Source organism: Lacinutrix sp., from assembly GCF_029238095.1.
Taxonomy (GTDB): domain Bacteria; phylum Bacteroidota; class Bacteroidia; order Flavobacteriales; family Flavobacteriaceae; genus Lacinutrix.
This window is the reverse complement of record NZ_JAQWGS010000014.1, coordinates 19,770-42,124: the sequence shown is the minus strand read 5'-3', so window position 1 is coordinate 42,124 and position 22,355 is coordinate 19,770. Positions and strand designations below refer to the sequence as shown.

Annotated in this window: 16 protein-coding genes; 11 read left to right on the top strand and 5 right to left on the bottom strand. The window is 32.0% G+C overall.

What is annotated here, in order from left to right:
• Nucleotides 1–75: 75 nt before the first annotated feature.
• Together P8H50_RS04560 and P8H50_RS04555 are read right to left on the bottom strand one after the other, a co-directional pair.
• Nucleotides 76–426 carry a hypothetical protein gene (locus P8H50_RS04560; protein WP_300206066.1) on the bottom strand — a complete coding sequence of 117 codons (351 nt, stop codon included), beginning with the start codon at nucleotides 424–426 and terminating at the stop codon, nucleotides 76–78.
• 19 nt (nucleotides 427–445) lie between these two features.
• Nucleotides 446–1,420 carry a polyprenyl synthetase family protein gene (locus P8H50_RS04555; RefSeq protein WP_300206064.1) on the bottom strand — a complete coding sequence of 325 codons (975 nt, stop codon included), beginning with the start codon at nucleotides 1,418–1,420 and terminating at the stop codon, nucleotides 446–448.
• Nucleotides 1,421–1,546: 126 nt separating this feature from the next.
• Between P8H50_RS04555 and P8H50_RS04550 the strand changes: the two genes are divergently transcribed.
• From P8H50_RS04550 to P8H50_RS04510, 9 genes are all read left to right on the top strand, one after another.
• Nucleotides 1,547–2,152 (top strand): TetR/AcrR family transcriptional regulator, encoded by a 606-nt coding sequence (locus P8H50_RS04550; RefSeq protein ID WP_300206062.1) that lies wholly within the window; start codon nucleotides 1,547–1,549, stop codon nucleotides 2,150–2,152.
• A 4-nt stretch (nucleotides 2,153–2,156) separates the two neighbouring features.
• Nucleotides 2,157–3,479: a TolC family protein gene (locus P8H50_RS04545; protein WP_300206060.1), complete on the top strand. Its 1,323-nt coding sequence runs from the start codon at nucleotides 2,157–2,159 to the stop codon at nucleotides 3,477–3,479.
• Between the two features lie 24 nt (nucleotides 3,480–3,503).
• Nucleotides 3,504–4,676: an efflux RND transporter periplasmic adaptor subunit gene (locus P8H50_RS04540; RefSeq protein WP_300206058.1), complete on the top strand. Its 1,173-nt coding sequence runs from the start codon at nucleotides 3,504–3,506 to the stop codon at nucleotides 4,674–4,676.
• A gap of 5 nt (nucleotides 4,677–4,681) precedes the next feature.
• On the top strand, nucleotides 4,682–8,155 hold the full coding sequence (locus P8H50_RS04535) for an efflux RND transporter permease subunit (protein ID WP_300206056.1): 3,474 nt from the start codon (nucleotides 4,682–4,684) through the stop codon (nucleotides 8,153–8,155).
• 111 nt (nucleotides 8,156–8,266) lie between these two features.
• Nucleotides 8,267–9,730, top strand: a complete 1,464-nt coding sequence (locus P8H50_RS04530) for a cellulose synthase family protein (protein ID WP_300206054.1) — start codon at nucleotides 8,267–8,269, stop codon at nucleotides 9,728–9,730.
• Nucleotides 9,731–10,018: 288 nt separating this feature from the next.
• The gene (locus P8H50_RS04525) at nucleotides 10,019–10,393 is read left to right on the top strand and encodes a hypothetical protein (protein ID WP_300206052.1); all 375 of its coding nucleotides are present in this window, start codon (nucleotides 10,019–10,021) and stop codon (nucleotides 10,391–10,393) included.
• Between the two features lie 95 nt (nucleotides 10,394–10,488).
• Nucleotides 10,489–12,237, top strand: a complete 1,749-nt coding sequence (gene aspS / locus P8H50_RS04520; protein ID WP_300206050.1) for an aspartate--tRNA ligase — start codon at nucleotides 10,489–10,491, stop codon at nucleotides 12,235–12,237.
• Between the two features lie 63 nt (nucleotides 12,238–12,300).
• A complete protein-coding gene (locus P8H50_RS04515) occupies nucleotides 12,301–14,079 on the top strand; it encodes a chloride channel protein (RefSeq protein ID WP_300206048.1) in 1,779 nt (592 codons plus the stop codon).
• A gap of 41 nt (nucleotides 14,080–14,120) precedes the next feature.
• The gene (locus P8H50_RS04510; protein ID WP_300206046.1) at nucleotides 14,121–14,351 is read left to right on the top strand and encodes a hypothetical protein; all 231 of its coding nucleotides are present in this window, start codon (nucleotides 14,121–14,123) and stop codon (nucleotides 14,349–14,351) included.
• A gap of 28 nt (nucleotides 14,352–14,379) precedes the next feature.
• Here the strand turns inward: P8H50_RS04510 and P8H50_RS04505 are convergent, their stop codons facing one another.
• Entirely contained in the window at nucleotides 14,380–14,829 is a 450-nt protein-coding gene (locus tag P8H50_RS04505; RefSeq protein ID WP_300206044.1) for a nucleoside deaminase, read from the bottom strand.
• 66 nt (nucleotides 14,830–14,895) lie between these two features.
• Nucleotides 14,896–17,604: a T9SS-dependent M36 family metallopeptidase gene (locus tag P8H50_RS04500; protein WP_300206042.1), complete on the bottom strand. Its 2,709-nt coding sequence runs from the start codon at nucleotides 17,602–17,604 to the stop codon at nucleotides 14,896–14,898.
• 151 nt (nucleotides 17,605–17,755) lie between these two features.
• Between P8H50_RS04500 and dxs the strand changes: the two genes are divergently transcribed.
• Nucleotides 17,756–19,528 carry a 1-deoxy-D-xylulose-5-phosphate synthase gene (gene dxs / locus P8H50_RS04495; RefSeq protein WP_300206040.1) on the top strand — a complete coding sequence of 591 codons (1,773 nt, stop codon included), beginning with the start codon at nucleotides 17,756–17,758 and terminating at the stop codon, nucleotides 19,526–19,528.
• Here dxs and P8H50_RS04490 read toward each other — a convergent pair.
• Entirely contained in the window at nucleotides 19,525–20,865 is a 1,341-nt protein-coding gene (locus P8H50_RS04490) for a deoxyguanosinetriphosphate triphosphohydrolase (RefSeq protein WP_300206038.1), read from the bottom strand. The two genes, dxs and P8H50_RS04490, sit on opposite strands and share 4 nt — an antisense overlap.
• Before the next feature lie 204 nt (nucleotides 20,866–21,069).
• Here P8H50_RS04490 and P8H50_RS04485 point away from each other — a divergent pair, with 204 nt between their 5' ends.
• Nucleotides 21,070–22,347 (top strand): hypothetical protein, encoded by a 1,278-nt coding sequence (locus tag P8H50_RS04485; RefSeq protein WP_300206036.1) that lies wholly within the window; start codon nucleotides 21,070–21,072, stop codon nucleotides 22,345–22,347.
• Nucleotides 22,348–22,355 lie beyond the last annotated feature (8 nt).

Below are 22,355 nucleotides of genomic sequence, written 5' to 3'. Positions count from 1 at the left end.
AGCTTTTGAAAACATTTAAATAACAATTTACACAAATATACTAAAAATCGAAAATTATAACAAGACAATCTTAGACTAAGAATAGCTATTTCTAAACCAAACCTTTTGCCATTCGCGTTTTAAAATTAAAAACGAAACTTGTGCAGATAACGCAACAATATCATCTCCATTCAACGCTTTAACGGCGTGTTCTGGAACATCTATTATATAGAGTAAATTTAGATATTCTGTAAATTTTTCTTGTATTAACCTATAAACGGTTTCGTGTAATAACAACTTTAAACTCGATGGTAAAATGTCTACATCAAAATCTAAATCTATATTTGCATACAAAAAATCTTTATTTAGTTGTAGTATTAGTTTTTTGTACAAATCTAATGTGTTAGCTTCCTCTATTAAAGCGTCGAAAGTTTCGGGTAATTTCATAGTATTTAAATCTATAAAATTAGACTTTACGTGTCATTAAAGCATTACCAAATTGTTGTAATTGCATTTTCTTTTCTTCAGAAATACTTAAAGTTTCTAAAACAGAAAACGCTTGTTTTGTGTAGTTTTCAATTTCGTTTTGAGTCGCTTTTGCAGAGCCACTTGCAATAAAAAATTGTTTTACAGTTTCAATTTTTTCTTGGTTATCCTTTAAATTAACAGAGAATAATTGCTCTAACTGAAGCTTTTCTGAAGCACCTAAAAAGTGTAAAGCTTTCAAGTATAAAAAGGTCTTTTTATTTTCGATAATATCACCTCCTACTTGCTTTCCAAAAGTTTTTGGGTTACCAAAAGCATCTAGATAATCGTCTTGTAACTGGAAGGCAACACCTAATAAGCGTCCAAACTCATAAATTCCATTTTGGTCTTTTTCAGAAGCTTTAGCAACAATAGCTCCCATTTTCATAGCAGCTCCAACTAAAACTGCTGTTTTGTATTCAATCATTTTTAAATACTCAGGGATGGTAACATCTTCTCGAGTTTCAAAATCTACATCATATTGTTGTCCTTCACAAACCTCTAAAGCTGTTTTACTAAATAATTTTGCTAGCGCTTGAAAAATGTCTGGCTCATAATTTTCAAACAATTGATAAGCCATGATAAGCATCGCATCACCAGACAAAATACCTGTATTAGTATCCCATTTTTCATGAACCGTTTGTTGTCCTCTTCTTAAAGGTGCAGCATCCATGATATCGTCATGGATTAACGAAAAATTATGAAATACTTCTATGCTTAGTGCAGCATCTAAGGCTTCATTATAATCACAATTAAAAATATCGGCACTCATTAAAGTTAAAACTGGACGTAAACGCTTACCTCCAAGATTAAGAATGTAGTGAACTGGCTCGTATAAATTTTTAGGCTCACGCACTTTAGAAAACGTTTCCAAGTAATTTAAAAATGCGCTTTGGTAATCTTTAGTGTTTTGCATCCAACAAAAATAATGTAAAAACCTAAATAAATTCATGCTCTAAAAAAATCTATGTTAAGAAATTACTAAAACTTAGGAAACTTATATTGTTTTTAAAGTTTCCTTGTGTACATTTGCACTCAAATAATGAAAGAAAAAATAATACAAAAATCGACAGAATTGTTTCTTACTCTTGGCTTTAAGAGTGTAACAATGGATGATATTGCTAGTGAAATGGGAATTAGCAAGAAAACAATTTATGTGCATTTTAAAAATAAAACCAAGCTGGTTGAAGCTGTTACTTTTTATTTGTTCGACACTATTTGTACTGGAATAGATAGCATTTGTAACACCTCTAAAAACCCAATAGAAGAACTATACGATATTAAAATGTTTGTAATGCAACATTTAAATAACGAAAAAATGTCGCCTCAATACCAATTAAAAAAATATTATCCTCAAATATATGAAGTATTAAAAAACAAACAGTTTGAGAAAATGCACAAATCTGTGAGAGAAAGCTTAGTTCATGGTGTTAACACCAAATTATTTAGAGACACTATAGATTTAGATTTTATCTCTAGAATGTATTTTACTGGAATGACAGGCATTAAAGACAATATGTTTTTTCCACCTGAAAACTATACAATGGATTATTTAATGGAAAGCTACTTAGAATACCATTTACGTGCTATTGTAACAAAAAAAGGGATGACCATTCTTAACAACTTTATAACAAAAAATCAATCTTAAAATAATGACCAATAAAATTTTATTAATTCTTGTTATGCTACTTACAGCCATAGGTTTTTCGCAAGAGCAAAAAACAGAGTTTACCTTACAAGAGGCCATAGATTATGCACTTGAAAACAACAGACAAGCTAATAATGCAACACGAGATATTGAGGCCGCAAAACAACAAAAGTGGGAGACAATTGCAACTGGATTACCACAAATAAACGGAAACATAAGTTATACTAATAACATAAAACAACAATTTCCTGGTATTGATTTTAATGGTGATAACATAGTAGATTTTGGTGCAAAACAAAATATTACACCATCTGCAACACTTAATCAGCTCCTTTTTGATGGCTCTTACCTAGTAGGATTACAGTCTGCTAAAGTATTTTTAGAAATTTCCAAAAACGCTAAAATTAAAACCGATTTAGAAATTAGAAAAGCAGTAATAAACACATATGGCAATGTATTATTAGCTGAAGAAAGCATAAAAATACTACAAAGAAACATAGCTGTTTTAGAAAAGAATTTAAACGAAACAACCAGAATTTATGAAAACGGTTTGGGTGAAGAAGAAAGTGTAGAACAATTAAAAATTACACTATCTAGCATAAAAAGCAACCTAAATAAAACAGAGCGTTTAAAAGCAATTGCATACCAAATGTTTAATATTACACTTGGTATCGAAATAAACACAAAAACAGTATTAACCGATGCTCTTGAAACATTAACACTCAAAAATATCTCTCTAGCAACTTTAGAAGCAGATGTTAACGTTGAAAACACTATAGATTACCAAATTGCTGAAAACGAAAAAGTATCTAAAGAGTTACTTGTAAAACTAGAGCAAAGTAGAGCTTTACCAACGTTAAGTGGATTTTTAACAGGTTCTTACATAGGAAACAACGATAACTTTAGATTTTTAAACAACAATCAAGCTTGGGCAGGAACAGCTGCATTTGGATTAAATCTAGACATTCCAATATTTGGATCGGGATTAAAAAGTGCAAAAACTCAGCGTGCTAAAATTAACCTAGAATCTGCAGAAGACAATCTTACTGAAACAGAACAAAAAATTAAACTTCAAATAGCAACTGCTAAAAACAACTATCAATTTGCCATAGAAGATTATCAAAATAAAAAAGAAAACCTAGCACTTGCAGAACGCATAGAAAAGAAAAACCAAACTAAATTTTTTGAAGGCATAGGCTCTAGTTTCGAATTAAGGCAAGCACAAACACAATTATATACTACTCAAAACGAACTGTTACAAGCCATGGTAGACATTATAAATACCAAAGCCGAACTAGAAACGGTTTTAAATATAACAAACAACTAATCAACCAATAAAATCATCAAACTAATGAAACATATAATATCAATAGTATCCATAACACTGCTTTTAACAGCTTGTGGACAAAATAAAACGCAAACGGTTGCAGATGTAATTGCAACAGATAATTTACAAACTATAAGACTAAAACGAAATGAAATAGTCGCACAACAACAAGAGATTACTGAAAAATTAAAGCAATTAGATGCTAAAATTGCTGTTTTAGATACTCAAAAAAAAGTACCTTTAATCACAACTTTTAAGGTAAAACAAAAAATATTTACACACTTTTTAGAATTACAAGGAAACGTAAGCACAAAAAACAATCTGGTTATATTTCCAGAATATTCTGGCATATTAACTCGTTTATATGTCAAAGAAGGTCAAAAAGTTATTAAAGGACAAACTTTAGCAAAAATTGATGATGGTGGCATGAGCCAACAATTAGCACAAGTACAAATACAAGCCAATTTAGCTAAAACTACGTTTGAGCGTCAAGAACGATTATGGCAGCAAAAAATTGGAAGTGAAATACAATACCTACAAGCAAAATCTAATTACGAGGCACAGGCAGAAGCTGTTAATCAAATTAAACAACAAATAGGTAAAACCATTGTAAGAGCACCTTTTTCTGGAACTATAGACGATGTTATTACAGAACAAGGAAGTGTTGTTGGAGCAGGACAATCTCAATTGATGCGTATAGTAAATCTAGACGATATGTACATAGAAACAGATGTGCCAGAACGTTACATTACAGATGTTATAAAAGGTAAATCTGTTGAGGTAGAATTTCCTGTATTAGGTAAAACATTACAAACTAAAATACGCCAAGCAGGTAATTTTATTAATCCAGCAAACCGAACATTTAAAGTAGAAATAGCAGTGCCTAATAAAGATAAGACTATAAAACCAAATCTAACAGCTAGACTTAAAATAAACGATTATACTAACAACGAAGCTATACTTATTAAACAAAGTATTATCTCAGAAAATGCTAATGGCGAACAATATGTATACATTGTTAATGATAAAAAAGAAAATGGTCAAGGTGTCGCGAAACGTGTTATTATTGAAACAGGAAAAACACAAGGTGATGTTATTGAAGTTTTAAAAGGTTTAGAAAATGGTGCTGAAATAATTGAAGAAGGTGCTAGAAGTGTTAAAGATGAGCAAACAGTTAAAGTAACCAACAAAAACTAAGACCAATGACTAAAAATAAAAAAAAGGTCGATAAAGAATTTGGTTTATCCTCTTGGGCAATTAATAATAAAACCACAATGTATGTGGCCATAGTTATTCTTTTGTTTTTAGGTGGATCTGCTTACTTTAGTATGCCAAGAGAAAATTTTCCAGAAATTAAAGAAACTAAAATTTATATTAGTTCTATTTTTCCTGGAAACACTGCAGAGGACATAGAAAAACTAATCACAGATCCTTTAGAAGACAAACTTAAAGATGTAAGTAATGTTGTAGAGATTACCTCAACATCTCAAGAAGATTACGCTATGATTGTTGTAGAGTTCGACGAGAAACTTACCGTTGAAGCAGCTAAACAAAAAGTAAAAGACGAAATAGATAGCGAAACCTCAGGAGAAGATTGGCCAACCTTTAATGGTGCAAAAGTAGAACCTAATGTTTTCGATTTAAGTATGAGTGAAGAAATTCCGATACTTAATATTAATATTTCTGGAAATTATACAGTAGAAAAACTAAAAGAATTTGGTGAATATCTAGAAGATGAAATTGAGGATTTAGACGAAATTAAAAAAGTAGACATTCGTGGTGCTCAAGAAAAAGAAGTTGAAGTTGCTGTAGATGTCTATAAAATGATGGCTTCTAAAGTTAACTTTAACGATATTACTGGAGCTATTGGTAATGGAAACATGACGATGTCTGCTGGTAATTTAATAACTAGTGGACAACGACGTACAATACGTATTATTGGAGAAATAGACAATCCTAAAGATTTAGAAAATTTTGTTGTTAAGTCCGAAAACAACAATCCTATCTATTTAAAAGATGTTGCAACCATTTCTTTTAAGCCTAAAGACAAAACCACTTACGCAAGAGAATTTGGTGAAACCGTAGTGATGCTAGATGTAAAAAAACGTGCTGGAAAAAACATGGTTGCAGCTGCAGAGCAAATTGAAGTTATTGTAGAAAACGCAAAAAAAACTGTGTTTCCGCAAGACCTAAGTGTTACCATTACTAACGACCAATCTCCAAAAACTATAGGGCAAGTAGACGATTTAGTAAACAATATCATCTTTGGTATTATACTAGTCGTTACAGTACTTATGTTCTTTTTAGGATTTAAAAATGCATTATTTGTTGGTTTTGCTATACCAATGTCCATGTTTATGTCCTTGCTCATCTTAAACGCATTAGGTTATACTATGAATACCATGATTCTTTTCGGATTAATTATGGGTCTTGGTATGCTAGTAGATAATGGAATTGTTGTTGTTGAAAACGTCTATCGTTTAATGGAAGACGAAGGCATGTCTCGAGTAGAAGCTGCAAAAAAAGGTATTGGCGAAATAGCCTTTCCTATAATAATATCTACTGCAACAACTGTAGCTGCATTTATTCCTCTAGGTTTATGGCCAGGTGTTATGGGACAGTTTATGAAGTATTTTCCAATAACACTCTCTGTAGTTTTAGGTTCCTCATTAGTAGTTGCCATTTTCTTTAACTCGGTGTTAGTCTCTCAATTTATGACTACTGAAGATAAAGACATGCCACTAAATCGTATCATAAAAATCTCAGCAATTATAGCAATTATAGGAGCTATCATTTTAATCTTTGGTGGCGAATATAGAGGTTTAGGTTCTGTTATGGTGTTTACCGCTATTATGCTTTGGGTCTATAGATTAATTCTTAGAAAAATGGCTAATCGCTTTCAAAATAAAACTTTAGTAAAACTAGAAAACTTTTATGAAAGATTTTTAAAAGGTTCTCTTAAAGCTTACAGACCATTTGGAATAAGTATAGGGACATTTTTATTATTCATCATAGCAATATTTGCCTTCATAGTGTCTTGTAATGAACAACGTACAAAAATTGAGTTTTTCCCAGACAATACACCTAATCAAATTATTGTATATATAGAATATCCTGAAGGCACAGACATTAAAAAAACGAACGAAATTACTAAAGAGATTGAAACCAAAGTATATGCAATTATCAACAACGAAGCCTATATTAAAGATGGCGATAACTTTCTAGTAGAAAGCGCTGTTTCTCAAGTAGGAGAAGGTGCTGGAAATCCACAAACAGACAGTGGTTCTGCTGCCGAAATGCCACATAAAGGCAAGATTACAGCTTCTATGCGTGAGTACAAATATAGAAATGGCGCAGACAGTCAAGAGCTACTTAAAAAAGTTCAAGAATCTTTAGTTGGTATTTATCCTGGTGTTTTAATCTCGGTTGAAAAAGATGCCAATGGTCCACCAGCTGGTGCGCCAATAAATATTGAGCTTGAAGGTGATGATTACAACGAATTAATTAATACAGCCGAAAGATTAAGAGAGTTTATTAACACAAAAAACATTGAAGCTATCGATGAGCTAAAAATTGATGTTAATAAAGGCAAACCAGGTATGCAAGTTATTGTAGACCGACAAAAAGCTGGAGAATTAGGCGTAAGTACTGGTCAAGTAGGACAACAATTGCGAAACTCTATTTTTGGTGCCAAAGCTGGTATTTATAAAGAAGATGGAGATGATTACGATATCTATGTTCGTTTTAACGAAGACTTACGTTATAACACAAGTGCGCTTTTTAATCAGAATATCATTTTTAGAGATATGGCTTCTGGTCAGGTAAAAGAAATTCCGGTATCAACCTTAGCAAAGCAAAATAATAACTCTGGATTTAGTGCTATTAAACATAGAGATGGAAAACGTGTAGTTACCGTATATTCTGCATTAGCACCTGGTTTTACAGATGCTGTAGCAGTGGTTAGCCAGATTCAAGAAGAAATGAAAAATTTCGATAACCTATCAGAAAACATTACAATAGATTACACTGGTCAAATTGAAGAACAAAACAAACAAATGGCCTTTTTAATGGGAGCATTTTTTACTGGATTAGCCTTAATCTTTTTAATATTAATCTTTCAATTCAATTCGGTTTCAAAACCAACAATCATCATGATTGCCATATTCTTGAGCTTAATTGGAGTTTTTGGAGGTATCGTAATTACAGGAGCTTCCTTTGTTATTTTAATGACCATGATGGGAATTATATCTCTTGCAGGTATTGTGGTTAATAATGGTGTAGTGCTTTTAGACTATGCACAGTTATTAATAGACAGACGTAAAAACGAGTTAGATTTAGAAGAGGACGAGTACTTATCTAAAGAAGAATTATTAACACAAATCATTCGCGCTGGAAAAGCACGTTTACGTCCAGTTTTATTAACAGCAATTACAACTATTTTAGGATTAATACCATTAGCTATTGGTTTAAATATTAACTTTTTTACACTATTTAGTGAATTCGATCCTAATATATATATGGGTGGAGATAATGTTATTTTTTGGGGACCACTGGCTTGGACCGTGATTTATGGTCTTTTTGTAGCTACTTTTTTAACCTTAATTGTAGTACCAATATTATTCTATTTAACCATGCGACTTAAAATGTGGTTAAAATATAACTTTAACTATATCTAGTTATTATTCTTTATTTACTTTTGGTTTAATAATTTCAACAAGTTTGCTATTTGCATTTGTGTCAGATTTATTTTTAATACCATCACTATTACTATCTACAAAATATAAAAAATGATGCTTGGAAAAATAGTTTTTTACTTTTGGGCTGCTTTAAACATGATACTATTCTTTTATATCTGTGTAGAAATAGTTTTATTAATTTTTGCGCTTTTAGCTAAAAAGAAAAATACAAAACCTAATCTAAAAAAGTATCCAAAAGTAACCATTCAGCTACCAATTTATAACGAAAAATATGTAGTAGAACGACTTATAGATGCTGTATGTAAATTAAACTACCCAAAAGACAAATTAGAAATTCAGGTATTAGATGATTCTACCGACGAGACCAGCCAACTCATTTCTAATAAAGTATCCTATTATCAAACTAAAGCAATAGATATAAAACACATTCAAAGAGAAAACAGAACAGGTTTTAAAGCTGGTGCTTTAGATTATAGTATGAAATTTTGCAAAGGTGATTTTATTGCCATTTTTGATGCAGATTTTATACCAGATTCAGAATTTTTACAACATGCTGTACCTTATTTTCAAGATGAAAAAATAGGCGTAGTACAATCCAGATGGACACATATTAATAAAGATTTTTCTTTTATTACAAGAGCACAAGCCATTATGTTTAACACGCATTTTTCTGTAGAACAATTGGGTAGAACAACAAGTAAAGCCTATATAAATTTTAATGGTACAGCAGGTATTTGGAGAAAATCGTGTATTGAAGATGCTGGTGGCTGGCAAGCAGATACTTTAACCGAAGATTTAGATTTAAGTTTTAGAGCACAAATAAAAGGTTGGACATTTAAATATTTATTTGATGTGGAATCTCCAGCAGAATTACCAATTACTGTAGATGCATATAAAACACAACAGTACAGATGGTCTAAAGGTGCAGCAGAATGCGTAAGAAAAAACCTTAAAAACCTATGGAAATCTCCTGCAAGTTTATGGGCAAAATTAGCAGGAAGTGTGCATTTATTTAACTCTTCAGTTTTTATAATTGTCTTTTTATTAGTGATTACAAGTCCTTTTGTTTTCTGGATGACAAAAGAAGAAATCATTATTATTAATAATATTGAAATTGTTTATTTTATTAGCTTATTTATAAATGGCGGTTTGTTTTTCTTGTTTTTCTTTGGTCATTTAATGGCAGTAAAAAAGAAATGGAAAGAGGCATTACTTTTCTTACCTAACTTTTATATTTTTTTAGCTTTAAGCGTTGGTATTTCTTTATACATGGTAATTGGTGTTTTAGAAGGCTACTTTGGAAAAGTTTCAGAATTTGTTAGAACGCCTAAATACAATATTAACTCTAAAGTCAACATTCAAAAAAAACAAGATTATGCCTTTAAAAAAGAACAAAATATTGCGTTTTTAGAGTTTTTTGTGCTTTGTTACGGTTTATTTACACTCATTTTAGGTTGCTATTATGTAGATTTTTTCATTATAAATTATGGCCTCATTATTTTTCTAGGCTATTCTTTAAAACTCTTTTTTCCTAAATATATCTTTAAGTTTTAGTCTAAATGGCAAAACTAGACTATCAAAAAAGCGAATCTTTTTTGTTTTTAGAAGAATTCTATTTACTAAATAAAAAACCTATTATAGCCAGATTTTTTTCCTAGATATGAGTAATAAAATTTACTATATAAAGTGTTAGCAACACATGAAAATTTACCTACAAACTTTAATTGGAGTTCTAATTTTAATGGTTTCCTGTAACAAAAAGAAATTCCAAAAACTGTAACAGAAAATAAATTTAATGAAACTATTGTTGTAGAACAATACATTGAAAATGATAGTTTGTTAATGCTTTTGAAATCTGATTTGTATGATATTGCTTTTAACCCAATATTTAACGGAGAAGAATCAGCTAAAACTAACACAAACAACAAAACAATTCCTCTTATAAATAAAACAATAATTTTTGAGCAAACAACAATTCACTTTTATAAAGAAGGCTTTGCGGAAGAAATTATTTCAGCCAAAATAAAGAATTCCCAATTTAAATTTCTAGACTCCATTTGTATTGGAATAAAAAAGGAAAAACTTGAAAACCAAATAGCAACTGAAATAAAAACTAATTTAATTAAAATAAGAAATTTTGATCAAACGTCAATTTTCATTTTTAAATTTGAGAAAGGGACATTGACAGAAATAAACTATCAAGGCGACATGGATTAAAAATATATTTGGTTAAATACAGAAATAATAAAATTTAAAAAAACCCGAAGCATTGTCTTCGGATTTTTTACTTTTGCAACTTACAAAATCACACTATGTACAGAAGTCATAATTGCGGTGAATTAACTGCAAAACACATAAATACAGAAGTTACCCTATCTGGTTGGGTACAAAAATCTAGAGATAAAGGTTTTATTGTTTGGGTAGATTTACGGGACCGCTATGGTATTACGCAATTAGTATTTGATGAAGAAAGAACCTCTAAAGACATGCTTGAAAAAGCACAAAAATTAGGGCGTGAATTCGTAATACAAGTTAAAGGAACTGTTATAGAACGTGCCTCTAAAAACCCTAATATACCAACAGGTGACATAGAGATTTTGGTTTCAGAATTAAACATTCTAAACGAAGCACTTTTACCACCTTTTACTATTGAAGATAAAACCGATGGTGGCGAAGATATTAGAATGAAATATCGCTATTTAGATATTAGACGTAATCCAGTAAAAAACAACTTAATATTTAGAGCAAAAGTAACTCAAGAAGTAAGAAACTATTTATCTAATAATGGTTTTATTGAAGTAGAAACACCATATTTAATTAAATCCACTCCTGAAGGCGCAAGAGATTTTGTAGTGCCTTCTCGTATGAACGAAGGAGAATTTTACGCCTTACCGCAATCACCTCAAACCTTTAAACAACTGTTAATGGTTGGTGGTATGGATAAATACTTTCAAATTGTAAAGTGTTTTAGAGACGAAGACTTACGTGCAGACAGACAACCAGAATTTACACAAATTGATTGTGAAATGGCCTTTGTAGAGCAGGAAGATATTTTAAATGTTTTTGAAGGTTTAACACGTCATTTACTTAAAGAAGTTAATGGTGTTGAAGTAAATAAATTTCCAAGAATGTTATACGATGATGCCATGCGTTTATATGGAAACGACAAACCAGATATTCGTTTTGGTATGGAGTTTGGCGAATTAAATGCAGTAACACAACATAAAGAATTTGCTGTTTTTAATAACGCAGAATTAGTTGTTGGTATCGCTGTTCCTGGTGGAAATAGCTACACCAGAAAAGAAATAGATAAATTAATCGATTGGGTAAAGCGTCCACAAGTTGGCGCTCTAGGCATGATATATTCACGTTGTAATGACGATGGCAGCTTTAAATCTTCGGTAGATAAATTTTACGATCAAGACGATTTAGCAAAATGGGCAGAAATTACTGGTGCAAAAGCTGGAGATTTAGTTTGTGTATTATCAGGAGAAACCAATAAAGTGCGTGCACAATTAAGTGCCTTACGTATGGAATTAGCAACACAATTAGGCCTTAGAGATCCAAAAGTATTTGCGCCACTTTGGGTTATTGATTTTCCTTTATTAGAATTAGACGAGGAAACTGGTCATTATCACGCCATGCACCATCCATTTACTTCACCAAAACCAGGTCAAATAGAATTACTAGACACTAAACCTGGAGAAGTAAAAGCCAATGCTTACGATTTAGTGTTGAATGGAAACGAAATTGGTGGTGGATCGATAAGAATTCACGATAAAGCGACGCAAGCTATTATGCTAAAACATTTAGGTTTTAGTGATGCCGATGCTAAAGCACAATTCGGGTTCTTAATGGATGCTTTTGAATATGGTGCACCTCCACATGGTGGATTAGCCTTTGGTTTAGATAGATTGGTTGCCATTCTTGGTGGACAAGAAACCATTAGAGATTTTATAGCTTTTCCAAAAAATAATTCTGGTCGAGATGTGATGATAGACGCTCCTGCTCCTATTGACGAAGCACAATTAAAAGAATTAAATTTAAAATTAGATTTATAATCATAAATAAAAAATCCTGCTTCTCGCAGGATTTTTTTGTTACTTTGAAATAAGTAACAAATCATGCCAAAAAAAACGCTTTTAAGACGCTTTCTAATCTGGAGATATAAAAATATTTCTGAGAAAAATTTCACTTTTATTCTAAGTGCAATAGTTGGTTTATTAGCTGGTTTAGCTGCTGTAACACTAAAAAATATAACATTTACCATAGAAGCGCTTTTAGATAAAGGTATTGTGTTTTCTCAAAACCAGTTGTATTTTATATTACCTGTAATTGGCCTTTTACTTGTTTACTTATTTGTAAAATACGTTTCAAAAAAGCCAATTGAACATGCAATTCCTTCCATTTTATTTTCGTTAACTCGAAAAAGTGGCTTTTTAAAACGGTCTAAAATTTATTTCCCGTTAATTGCTGCTCCTTTAACAGTAGGTTTTGGAGGTTCGGTTGGACTGCTTGGTCCTGCAGTAGCTTCTGGTGCTGCAATAAGCTCTAATCTTGGAAAACTATTTCATATTAATAGAAAAACAAGAACATTACTTATTGGTTGCGCTGCAGCAGGAGCAATCTCATCTATTTTTAAATCGCCAATTGCAGCTATTATTTTTGCTGTGGAAGTATTTGCTTTAGACCTCACATTTGTATCCTTATTACCATTACTTATTGCTTCGGTTTCCTCGGTTATTACATCCTATTTTTTCTTAGGAGACGATTTACTTTTCAATTTTAATTTTTCAGATAAATTCGAAATAAAAGATATTTTATTTTATGCAGTTTTGGGTATTGGAACTGGCTTTGCCTCCATTTACTTCACCAAAATGTATTTTGCTATTCTAAAGTTTTTTGAACGTTTTAAAACTGCTTTTCAGCGTTTAATTATTGGAGGTTTAGCCATAGGAATTATGCTTTATTTTATTCCGCCATTGTATGGTGAAGGTTTTGGTTTTATAAATAATTTATTGGCTGGAAACCATGTTGAAGCTTTAGGCAAAACACCTTTTGATGATTTTAAAGATAATATTTGGGTTGTTATCCTATTACTTATTGGCATTACTATTTTTAAAGCAGTAGCCATGACTACAACATTTGCTGCTGGTGGTGTTGGTGGTATTTTTATTCCTACAATGGTTATGGGAAGCGCGCTTGGTAATGTAGTTGCCAAAGTGATTAATAATATTGGTTTAGGTTTTAATGTTAGTGAGACTAATTTTACATTAATTGGAATGGCTGGATTAATAGCAGGTGTGTTGCATGCTCCTTTAACTGCAATATTTTTAATTGCTGAAATTACTGGTGGTTACGAGTTATTTATTCCATTAATGATCTCTGTTGGTATTTCTTTTAGTGTTAAAAAAAGCGCTATAGATTATACAATTTACACACGAGAACTAACAGAAAAAGGACAGTTACTAACACATAATAAAGACCAAAATGTACTTACATTAATGACTTTAGATGCTATAATAGAAAGTCATTTTTCTGTATTACATCCAAAGATGACTCTTGGAGATATGCTGCATCATGGTGTTGCAAAATCAACACGTAATTTATTTCCTGTTGTGGATGAAGAGGGAGAACTAACTGGTATTATTTTACTGGATGATGTAAGAGAAATTATGTTCGATCAATCTCTGTACAAGACGACTCTTGTTGAATCTTTAATGAATAATCCTCCAGATAAAATTATATATAACAAGGACTCTATGCAAACCGTAATGCAAAAGTTTCAAGATTCTGGTGCATGGAATTTACCTGTAATTAAAGATGAAAAGTATATTGGTTTTGTATCAAAATCTAAACTCCTTACCGCTTACAGAAGACAATTAATTAATGTATCATCTTAATCTTAAATTTGATTAATTTTGCACTAATAATAAAACAAAACATGAAATATTTAATTTGGTTTTTCTTCATAACATCTTTAGTTTTTTTAATTTGCGGCTTCATTCTAGAGCTCCCTTTTTCTAAAAAGCTTATTGGTTTTGGTGTTTTAGGTTTGTTTTTTATTGTTATTCCATTATTCTCATGGCACAGATGGAAAGATAAAAACCCAAAAGACTATATGCTAAATAAAGAGAATTTAGATAAAATGCGTGAACGTGAAAGTAAAAAATAAGTTAATCGTCTTGTATTTTTTTTAAAATCTAATTTAAATTTCGTTTTTCAATAAAAAAACGCTTCATTAACTTAGAAGCTTCATCCTCTAGTATTCCGCCTTCAATTATTGTTTTAGGATGCAGCTTGGTTTTTAAATTAATACAACCTCGCTCTTCATCTCTGGCAGCATAAACTATTTTAGAAATTTGACTCCAATATAAAGCTCCTGCACACATTTGGCAAGGTTCTAAAGTGACATAAAGTGTGCAATTTTGCAAATATTTTCCGCCTAAAAAATTTGCTGCAGCTGTTATAGCTTGCATTTCTGCATGTGCAGTCACATCGTTTAAAAGCTCTGTAAGATTATGGGCTCTTGCTATAATACGGTCTTCAATTACAATAACTGCACCAACAGGAATTTCACCTTTTGCATAGGCGTCTTCTGCTTCCTGAAGTGCCTTTCGCATAAAATAGGTGTCGTCGTAAGGTTTTATCATTCTATAAAAATATAAAAGGCAACCATAAAAATGGTTGCCTTTTAAATATTAATTTAAAAACGATTACTAGTTTTTAATAATCTTATCGTTTGTATTTATGTTTTCGCCTTTAATTGTAAGAATATACATTCCAGATTGAAGAGCACTAATATTTAGCTCTGTTGATCTAGAAAGGTTAGCTTCTTGAGTCATTACAACTCTACCATTAATATCTGTTAATGTAATGTTTACTTTTCCAAAATTCTTTTTAACATTAATGTTTAACACATTGTTTGTTGGATTAGGGAAAATTGAATAATTAGACTCATTAAACTCATCTACACTTAAACTCGTACAGTTTTGTAGCGTAGGATTAGTATCTGGAGGCAAATTAAAATCCTCTACTTGGTCTGTTCTAGATTGTGGATTTCCTTGACTAGCACTTAAACCAACTCCTCTTGCAGCAAAAACTTCCCAAATCATACATTGGTCTTCTCCACCAGTAAGAGCTGTATCTGCCTGTAAAATACCGTTTCTACCTCTAACAAATCCTGCATTACATGTTTGCAGTTTTAAACCATCTAATACTAGCTGCATTACTTTATTATTTCCACCTGTACCATTATAAATATCTGGATCAAATCCATACTTCTCAATATATTTCCAAGTTAAATCCCATAGAATAGTAGCCCAAACCGTTCCAATTCCATGTGGTTGAGTTATGGCAGTATTATTAGTATCTCCATAAGTTAAAGGGTTTATAGAGGTGTCTGTACTGTATTGAAAAGGTCTAATACCTAATCCATCTACTGGCTCACTAGTTGAATATGTTGCAATACCTCTACCAGTCTCTGGCAAATCTCCAACCTTCATAGTAATCATGAGTGCAAACCAATCTGACCATCCTTCTCCCATTTGTTCAGCATTTCCTAAACAACCTGAATTACTTGGTCCACCTGCTAATCGAGTAGAAATACCATGCCCATATTCATGAGCAACAATTTCATTATCTAAACTACCATCTCTTTGTACTGGCACAGGAGCTGATACTATAGTAGCATTAATAACTTCATTATTCTGTAATGCTGATATTAATTGTTCTCCATCAGCATTATTAATAAACACAGATGGAATGGTAAATGCTGGATTTGTAGTACCTGACATTCCTACATATTCTACATAATTTGGATCGTTAGCAGGATTGTTGTGATTGACAACAATAACACCTGCTGCTCCAGCATCTTGTGCATTTTGTATTTTATCTACAAATGGACAATTACCTCTTCTAATTACTACTATTTTGCCACTTAAATCTGTTCCATTAGTTACAGCTCCACAACCGTCATTAAAATCTGGAAAATAATCAGGAGCACTAGTATTGTCTACAGAATTATCATCTATTACTAAAGCCAAGTCAGCAGTAACTGGTACTGTACTTGGTCCTGTAATGTTATTTCCAGCTCCAGTAGCAGGAACTGCAGCAGTAATACTACCTGTTAATGGTCCTCCTGAATTTACAGTTAGAGGACTAGCAGGAACACCATTCCATAAATACATTTGCATTCCTGGATTACTACCATCTGGAGGAGTACTAAAGTTTGCATTATTTAAACCACTTCCGTCTTGACCATCTGCAATTACAAAATCACTTCCACTACCACCATTACCGTAGTTATTGGCCTGGAAGTTACCACTAACCTCATCAAAACCATACTCATACCATACATCGTGCATGATGTTGTTCATATAAAACAAGTTAGTAAGCGATAAATCTTGGTAACCTGAAGGTTCTTGATTTAAACTTGAACTTGAATAATCAAAATTTAATGTAGCACCTCCATCTGGAGCTGCTCCAAACCCATTATTACCATTTACATCTTCTTGAGCGTAAACATTGTTCCCTCTAGTGATTGTAAACTCTGCTCCTGCAACACCGTTTACATCATGCCAGCCAAATGGAGAAGCATTTAAACTTGCTGGTTCTGAAACTAAAGTTACAGTTGTTTCACTTGGACTTCTAAAAGGAAGCGGAATAACACTGTAAGATGAACCATCAGCCATCATTGAAGATGCGGACTTAAATAAATTTACAGTTTCTGCTTTTTTAGTATTGTGATTTGTGTGAGTAGCATGGTTACCATCACCAAAATTACATTTAATGATCCAATCGTTAGTATCTATAATTTCTCCATTTACTGCGTCTACTCTTACACTATACCAGTTTTGTCCGTTTAGAGTATGTATGCTTAAATCCCAAGCTAATTTAATAGACCCATCTAATGTAGGTTGAAATACTAAAGAAACTGGAATGTCTTTTTGAGAGACGTTACCATTAGAAAAAACATAATTATTATTAGTATGACTAATAGTAGACAAATTAGTAACACTTCCTAAATCATAAACATTAGCTACAGCATTAATGGCAGCTTGTGCATTAATAGCTGGTGTAATTGTATTTACTTTAGAAGCTATGTTTGGTATTAATGAATTATCATAATAAAACACATAGTTATCTCTAACCGCAACACTTGAAATCGCATTGTGTATTTTTATACCTTGGTATGCTTGATTAACATAAACATGATTAATTTTAGTTTTCTTAGAGTAATAGGCATCACTTACTAATAAACTAGAGATGTCATTTTCTGTTAAATTGTAGTTCTCTTTGTTTTTATCTAACCAATCTTGAATAAGAGATCCAAATTCGTTTTCAGATAAACTTTTTTGTGCTTGTCCTATTTGAAAAGCAAACAAAAATACCGTAGCCAAAAGGCAAACAATGTAATTTTTCTTCATAATTTTGTGCAGTGTTTTAAAATTTTTCTTTTTAATAGTCACAAATATAACACCCAACTTACAATTATTACAATTTTAAACGTATTTTATTGACTATTCAACGAAATTTAAGACCAGTTTTTAATAATTTTACACTTTCTTTATACAACTAATGCATAATCGACTATTAGATGCCATCGATTCTCCAGAATCCCTAAAACAACTAAAACAAGATGAACTTTCTATTTTAGCAAAAGAACTTCGAGCATTTATTATTGAAGCAGTCGCTGCAAAAGCTGGCCATTTAGGAGCAAGTTTAGGAGTTGTAGAATTAACCATAGCCTTACATTATGTCTTTAACACTCCCAAAGATGAAGTCATTTGGGACGTTGGTCATCAAGCTTATGGACATAAAATATTAACTGGAAGAAAAAAACAATTTCATACCAACAGACAGAAAAATGGTATTAGTGGGTTTCCAAAACGTAACGAAAGTAAATTTGATAGTTTTGGTGTAGGACACTCTTCAACATCAATATCTGCTGCTTTGGGTATGGCTATTGCATCTCAGTTAAAAGGTGATTTTAAAAAACAACATATAGCAATAATTGGAGATGCCTCTATAGCTAGCGGAATGGCTTTTGAAGGCCTAAACCATGCTGGAGTTACTAACAGTAATTTGTTAGTAATTTTAAACGATAATGCTATTGGTATAGACCCAAGTGTTGGTGCTCTAAAACAGTATTTAACCAATGTTAAAAAAGGAATAGAAGGGCAAGACAATATTTTTGAAGCTTTAAACTTCGATTATTCAGGACCAATTGATGGTCATAATTTACCACTTTTAATTTTAGAATTAAAAAGACTAAAAACCGTTAAAGGCCCTAAGTTTTTACACGTTATCACCACTAAAGGTAAAGGTTTACGTCAAGCTGAAGAAAACCAAGTTACTTACCATGCTCCTGGAAAATTCAACCCAATTACAGGAGAATTAATTGCCAAATCTGGCTTTAGCCAAGCTCCTAAATTTCAAGACGTTTTTGGGCATACCATTGTAGAATTAGCAAAACAAAACAAAAACATCATTGGTATTACACCTGCAATGCCAACTGGAAGTTCCCTTAAATTTATGATGGAGCAACTACCAGAACGCGCTTTTGATGTTGGTATTGCAGAACAACACGCAGTAACACTTGCTGCTGGAATGACAACACAAGGCATGATTCCGTTTTGTAATATCTATTCTACTTTTTTACAACGCGCTTTCGACCAAGTTATTCATGATGTCGCTATCCAAAATTTACCTGTAATATTTTGCCTAGATCGTGCTGGTTTAGTTGGAGAAGATGGAGCCACACATCATGGTGTTTTTGATATTAGTTATTTACGATGCATTCCAAATTTAATTGTTTTTGCTCCAAGAAACGAAATAGAATTACGCAATATTATGTACACAGCACAGTTAGGATTAAATCATCCTATTGCGATTCGTTATCCTCGTGGTCGTGGGACTATAATAGATTGGAAACAACCATTTTCTAAAATTGAAATAAGAAAAGCCGAAGTGCTTCAACAAGGAAAACAACTTGCTGTGCTTAGTCTTGGAACAATGGCAGCAACTATTGAAGAATGTATTGATTTAAATGAAAAATTAAAAACCATTTCACATATAGGTATACGTTTTGTAAAACCTTTAGATGAAGATTTACTGCATCGTATTTTTAAAACTCACAATACTATTATTACAGTAGAAGAGAATGCTGTAAAAGGAGGTTTTGGAAGTGCTATTTTAGAATTTACAGCAGAACATAACTATAAAAACGACATTTACTTAAAAGGCATTCCAGACGTTTTTATAGAACATGGAACGGTAGCTGAACTGCAGGAATCTATTGGTTTGGACACAAAAAATCTCACAAAATTTATTTTAGATAAACTCGATTAAATACTAAATCCTTTTATTTTTTTATACTGAATAATTGCTTGACTATCACTTAACAGTGAGATATAATGGCAAACACTTAATAGTCTTTCGTACAAACTATCTTGATCTATTTTTATAGTTTTAGGCAAGCCTTTTAAAATTAGCTTGTCGTAATTTGAAGCTGTATTTGCATAACAATTATTAACTGCCAAGGTATAAGTTTCTAGTAATGTACTTAACACACCATAACCTGCAATCTCTTTATCTACTACTTCTGTAGATTGATAAATTTTCTGGACGCTTAACTTAATAATGTCATTAATTTGTGCTTCATATTTACTTTTATCTAATAGAGCTTCGCTAAATGTACCATCTAAAATAGCTTCTTCGTTTTTCATAAACATATCTATAGCTTCATCTATTAAGGCTCCAATGGCTAGAGCTCTTAGGTAACTTACACGATCTTCTTTATTAGATAGCTTGTGATATTTTTCGGTTTTAATATTATCTCTAACCAAGTTTATTAAATATTCTAAAGCAAAAGCTTCAGAAATTAATCCAAGATTAATACCATCTTCAAAATCTATAATGGTGTAGCAAATATCGTCTGCAGCCTCAACTAAAAACGCAAGTGGATGACGCGCATAACTAGCATCTTTATCACTTCGCTTTTTTAATCCTAATTCTTCAGCAACATTAATAAATGCCTCTTTTTCACTCTGAAAAAACCCATACTTTTTATCTGCAATGTGCTTGGTTGGCTTTTTTGGTAAAGACTCTTTTGGGTATTTGGTAAAAGCACCTAAAGTAGCATAACTTAAACGCAAACCACCTTCACGTCCTACTCTGCTTTGGGTAACAATTTTAAATCCGTTAGCATTACCTTCAAAATCACATAAATCTTGATATTGTTTTTCGTTTAATTGGTTTTTATAATTTAAACCTTTTCCAGACTTAAAAAATTCACCTATAGCTTTCTCACCAGAATGCCCAAAAGGCGGATTACCAATATCGTGCGCCAATGCAGCTGCAGCAACTATTGCTCCAAAATCATGCGCTTGATAACCATGAATATTTTGCAACTGTGGATGTTTTTCTAGTAACTTTTGGCCAACACGTCTTCCAAGAGAACGACCTACAACACTTACTTCTAAACTATGCGTTAATCGTGTGTGAACAAAATCTGTTTTAGACAATGGTATCACTTGCGTTTTATCCTGAAGACTTCTAAATTCTGAAGAAAAAATAATACGATCGTAATCGACCTCGAAACCCAAGCGTGTTTCGTCTTGTTCTTTTCTTAGTCTTTTGTTTGTATCGCCAAAGCGTTTTAAAGAGAGTAATTGTTCCCAGTTCATAGTATAATCTTAAGTAGTTGCAAGATATACAAACTCATGTTAATTTAATGTTTCCTAATCAGGAAATTAGAAACGTTTAAGTAACATTTATCTAACTTTTTAATGAAATAGGTTTAACCTCTAGTTAACCTAAACTTTAAAAGTTAGTGGTTTCTTTGTATCAGAAAATTAACTTAAACTAATTCTATATTAAAAACATTTACAATGAAAAAATTATTATTAACTGCAGTTGCAATTAGCACATTAGTCTTTAATGGATGTATACAGGATGATGACACTCCTATTGTAGTAGAAGAAACAACAATAATTAACAACAATAATTCAGGTTCAACAGATGATGATTGTATTGTTAAATCTGGTGGTATTGCTATTAATGAAACATGGACAGCAGATAACTGCTATATTTTAGATAGAAAAGTTGTTGTGCAAGATGGTGTAACTTTAACTATCGAGCCTGGAACTATAATTAAAGGTCGTGCTGGTACTGGTTCTTTATCATCTGCTTTAATTGTTGCAAGAGGAGGAAAAATTATGGCTGAAGGTACAGCTGCCCAACCAATTATCTTTACTGCAGAAGCAGATAATATTGAAATAGGATCAACAGCTGGGACAAACTTAAACGAAACTAACATTGGTCTTTGGGGAGGAATAATTGTATTAGGTAGAGCTTCTGGTTCTTTTCCTGGTGATGTTACAGAATTACAAATAGAAGGAATTCCTGCAAGTGACACTTTTGGTTTATATGGTCCTGGTGATGATCCTGCAGTAGATAATGATGACTCTGGAATATTAAGATATATTTCTATTCGTCATGGAGGATCTTTATTAGGAGAAGGAAATGAAATAAATGGTTTGACTCTAGGTTCAGTTGGAAATGGAACTACTATAGATAATATTGAAGTAGTTGGAAACAAAGATGACGGTGTTGAATTCTTTGGAGGTACTGTTAACGCTTCAAATATATTAGTTTGGGGACAAGGTGATGATGCGCTTGATATCGATCAAGCATACTCTGGAACTATAGACAATGCAGTTGTAGTATTAAACGCTATATCTGATCACGCATTAGAGATTGATGGACCAGAAGGAACTTTAAACGGAACTTGTACTTTACAGAACTTAACTTTAATAGGTAATGGAGATGTAAACTCTGAGTATGCAGATTACAGAAGTAATGCCCAAGCAATTACTAATAATGTTTATGCATACGGATTTGGAGATTCTGCAGATGTTGAATTAGATAATGATGGTGTTGCAACAAACTATAATAACGGTTTAGTATCATTTAGTAATTGGGAAATAGTATTACCTACAGGTGTAACTGCCGTAGAAGATATATTTGTAAACAAAGCAACAACAGTTACTGTTACTGGTTTTGGTTCTGAAGCTACCGCTGTAACTGCTGGAGCACAAACTGTAGGTGCTACAACATCAAACTTAAGCTGGACATATTCTAATGTTGCTGGCGGATTAGGATTCTAAAAACACAA

Excerpts from the sequence above, each read along its gene's own strand:
- P8H50_RS04560 (WP_300206066.1), bottom strand. The coding sequence starts at position 426 with ATGAAATTACCCGAAACTTTCGACGCTTTAATAGAGGAAGCTAACACA.
- P8H50_RS04555 (WP_300206064.1), bottom strand. The coding sequence starts at position 1,420 with ATGCAAAACACTAAAGATTACCAAAGCGCATTTTTAAATTACTTGGAA.
- P8H50_RS04550 (WP_300206062.1), top strand. The coding sequence starts at position 1,547 with ATGAAAGAAAAAATAATACAAAAATCGACAGAATTGTTTCTTACTCTT.
- P8H50_RS04545 (WP_300206060.1), top strand. The coding sequence starts at position 2,157 with ATGACCAATAAAATTTTATTAATTCTTGTTATGCTACTTACAGCCATA.
- P8H50_RS04540 (WP_300206058.1), top strand. The coding sequence starts at position 3,504 with ATGAAACATATAATATCAATAGTATCCATAACACTGCTTTTAACAGCT.
- P8H50_RS04535 (WP_300206056.1), top strand. The coding sequence starts at position 4,682 with ATGACTAAAAATAAAAAAAAGGTCGATAAAGAATTTGGTTTATCCTCT.
- P8H50_RS04530 (WP_300206054.1), top strand. The coding sequence starts at position 8,267 with ATGATGCTTGGAAAAATAGTTTTTTACTTTTGGGCTGCTTTAAACATG.
- P8H50_RS04525 (WP_300206052.1), top strand. The coding sequence starts at position 10,019 with ATGCTTTTGAAATCTGATTTGTATGATATTGCTTTTAACCCAATATTT.
- aspS (WP_300206050.1), top strand. The coding sequence starts at position 10,489 with ATGTACAGAAGTCATAATTGCGGTGAATTAACTGCAAAACACATAAAT.
- P8H50_RS04515 (WP_300206048.1), top strand. The coding sequence starts at position 12,301 with ATGCCAAAAAAAACGCTTTTAAGACGCTTTCTAATCTGGAGATATAAA.
- P8H50_RS04510 (WP_300206046.1), top strand. The coding sequence starts at position 14,121 with ATGAAATATTTAATTTGGTTTTTCTTCATAACATCTTTAGTTTTTTTA.
- P8H50_RS04505 (WP_300206044.1), bottom strand. The coding sequence starts at position 14,829 with ATGATAAAACCTTACGACGACACCTATTTTATGCGAAAGGCACTTCAG.
- P8H50_RS04500 (WP_300206042.1), bottom strand. The coding sequence starts at position 17,604 with ATGAAGAAAAATTACATTGTTTGCCTTTTGGCTACGGTATTTTTGTTT.
- dxs (WP_300206040.1), top strand. The coding sequence starts at position 17,756 with ATGCATAATCGACTATTAGATGCCATCGATTCTCCAGAATCCCTAAAA.
- P8H50_RS04490 (WP_300206038.1), bottom strand. The coding sequence starts at position 20,865 with ATGAACTGGGAACAATTACTCTCTTTAAAACGCTTTGGCGATACAAAC.
- P8H50_RS04485 (WP_300206036.1), top strand. The coding sequence starts at position 21,070 with ATGAAAAAATTATTATTAACTGCAGTTGCAATTAGCACATTAGTCTTT.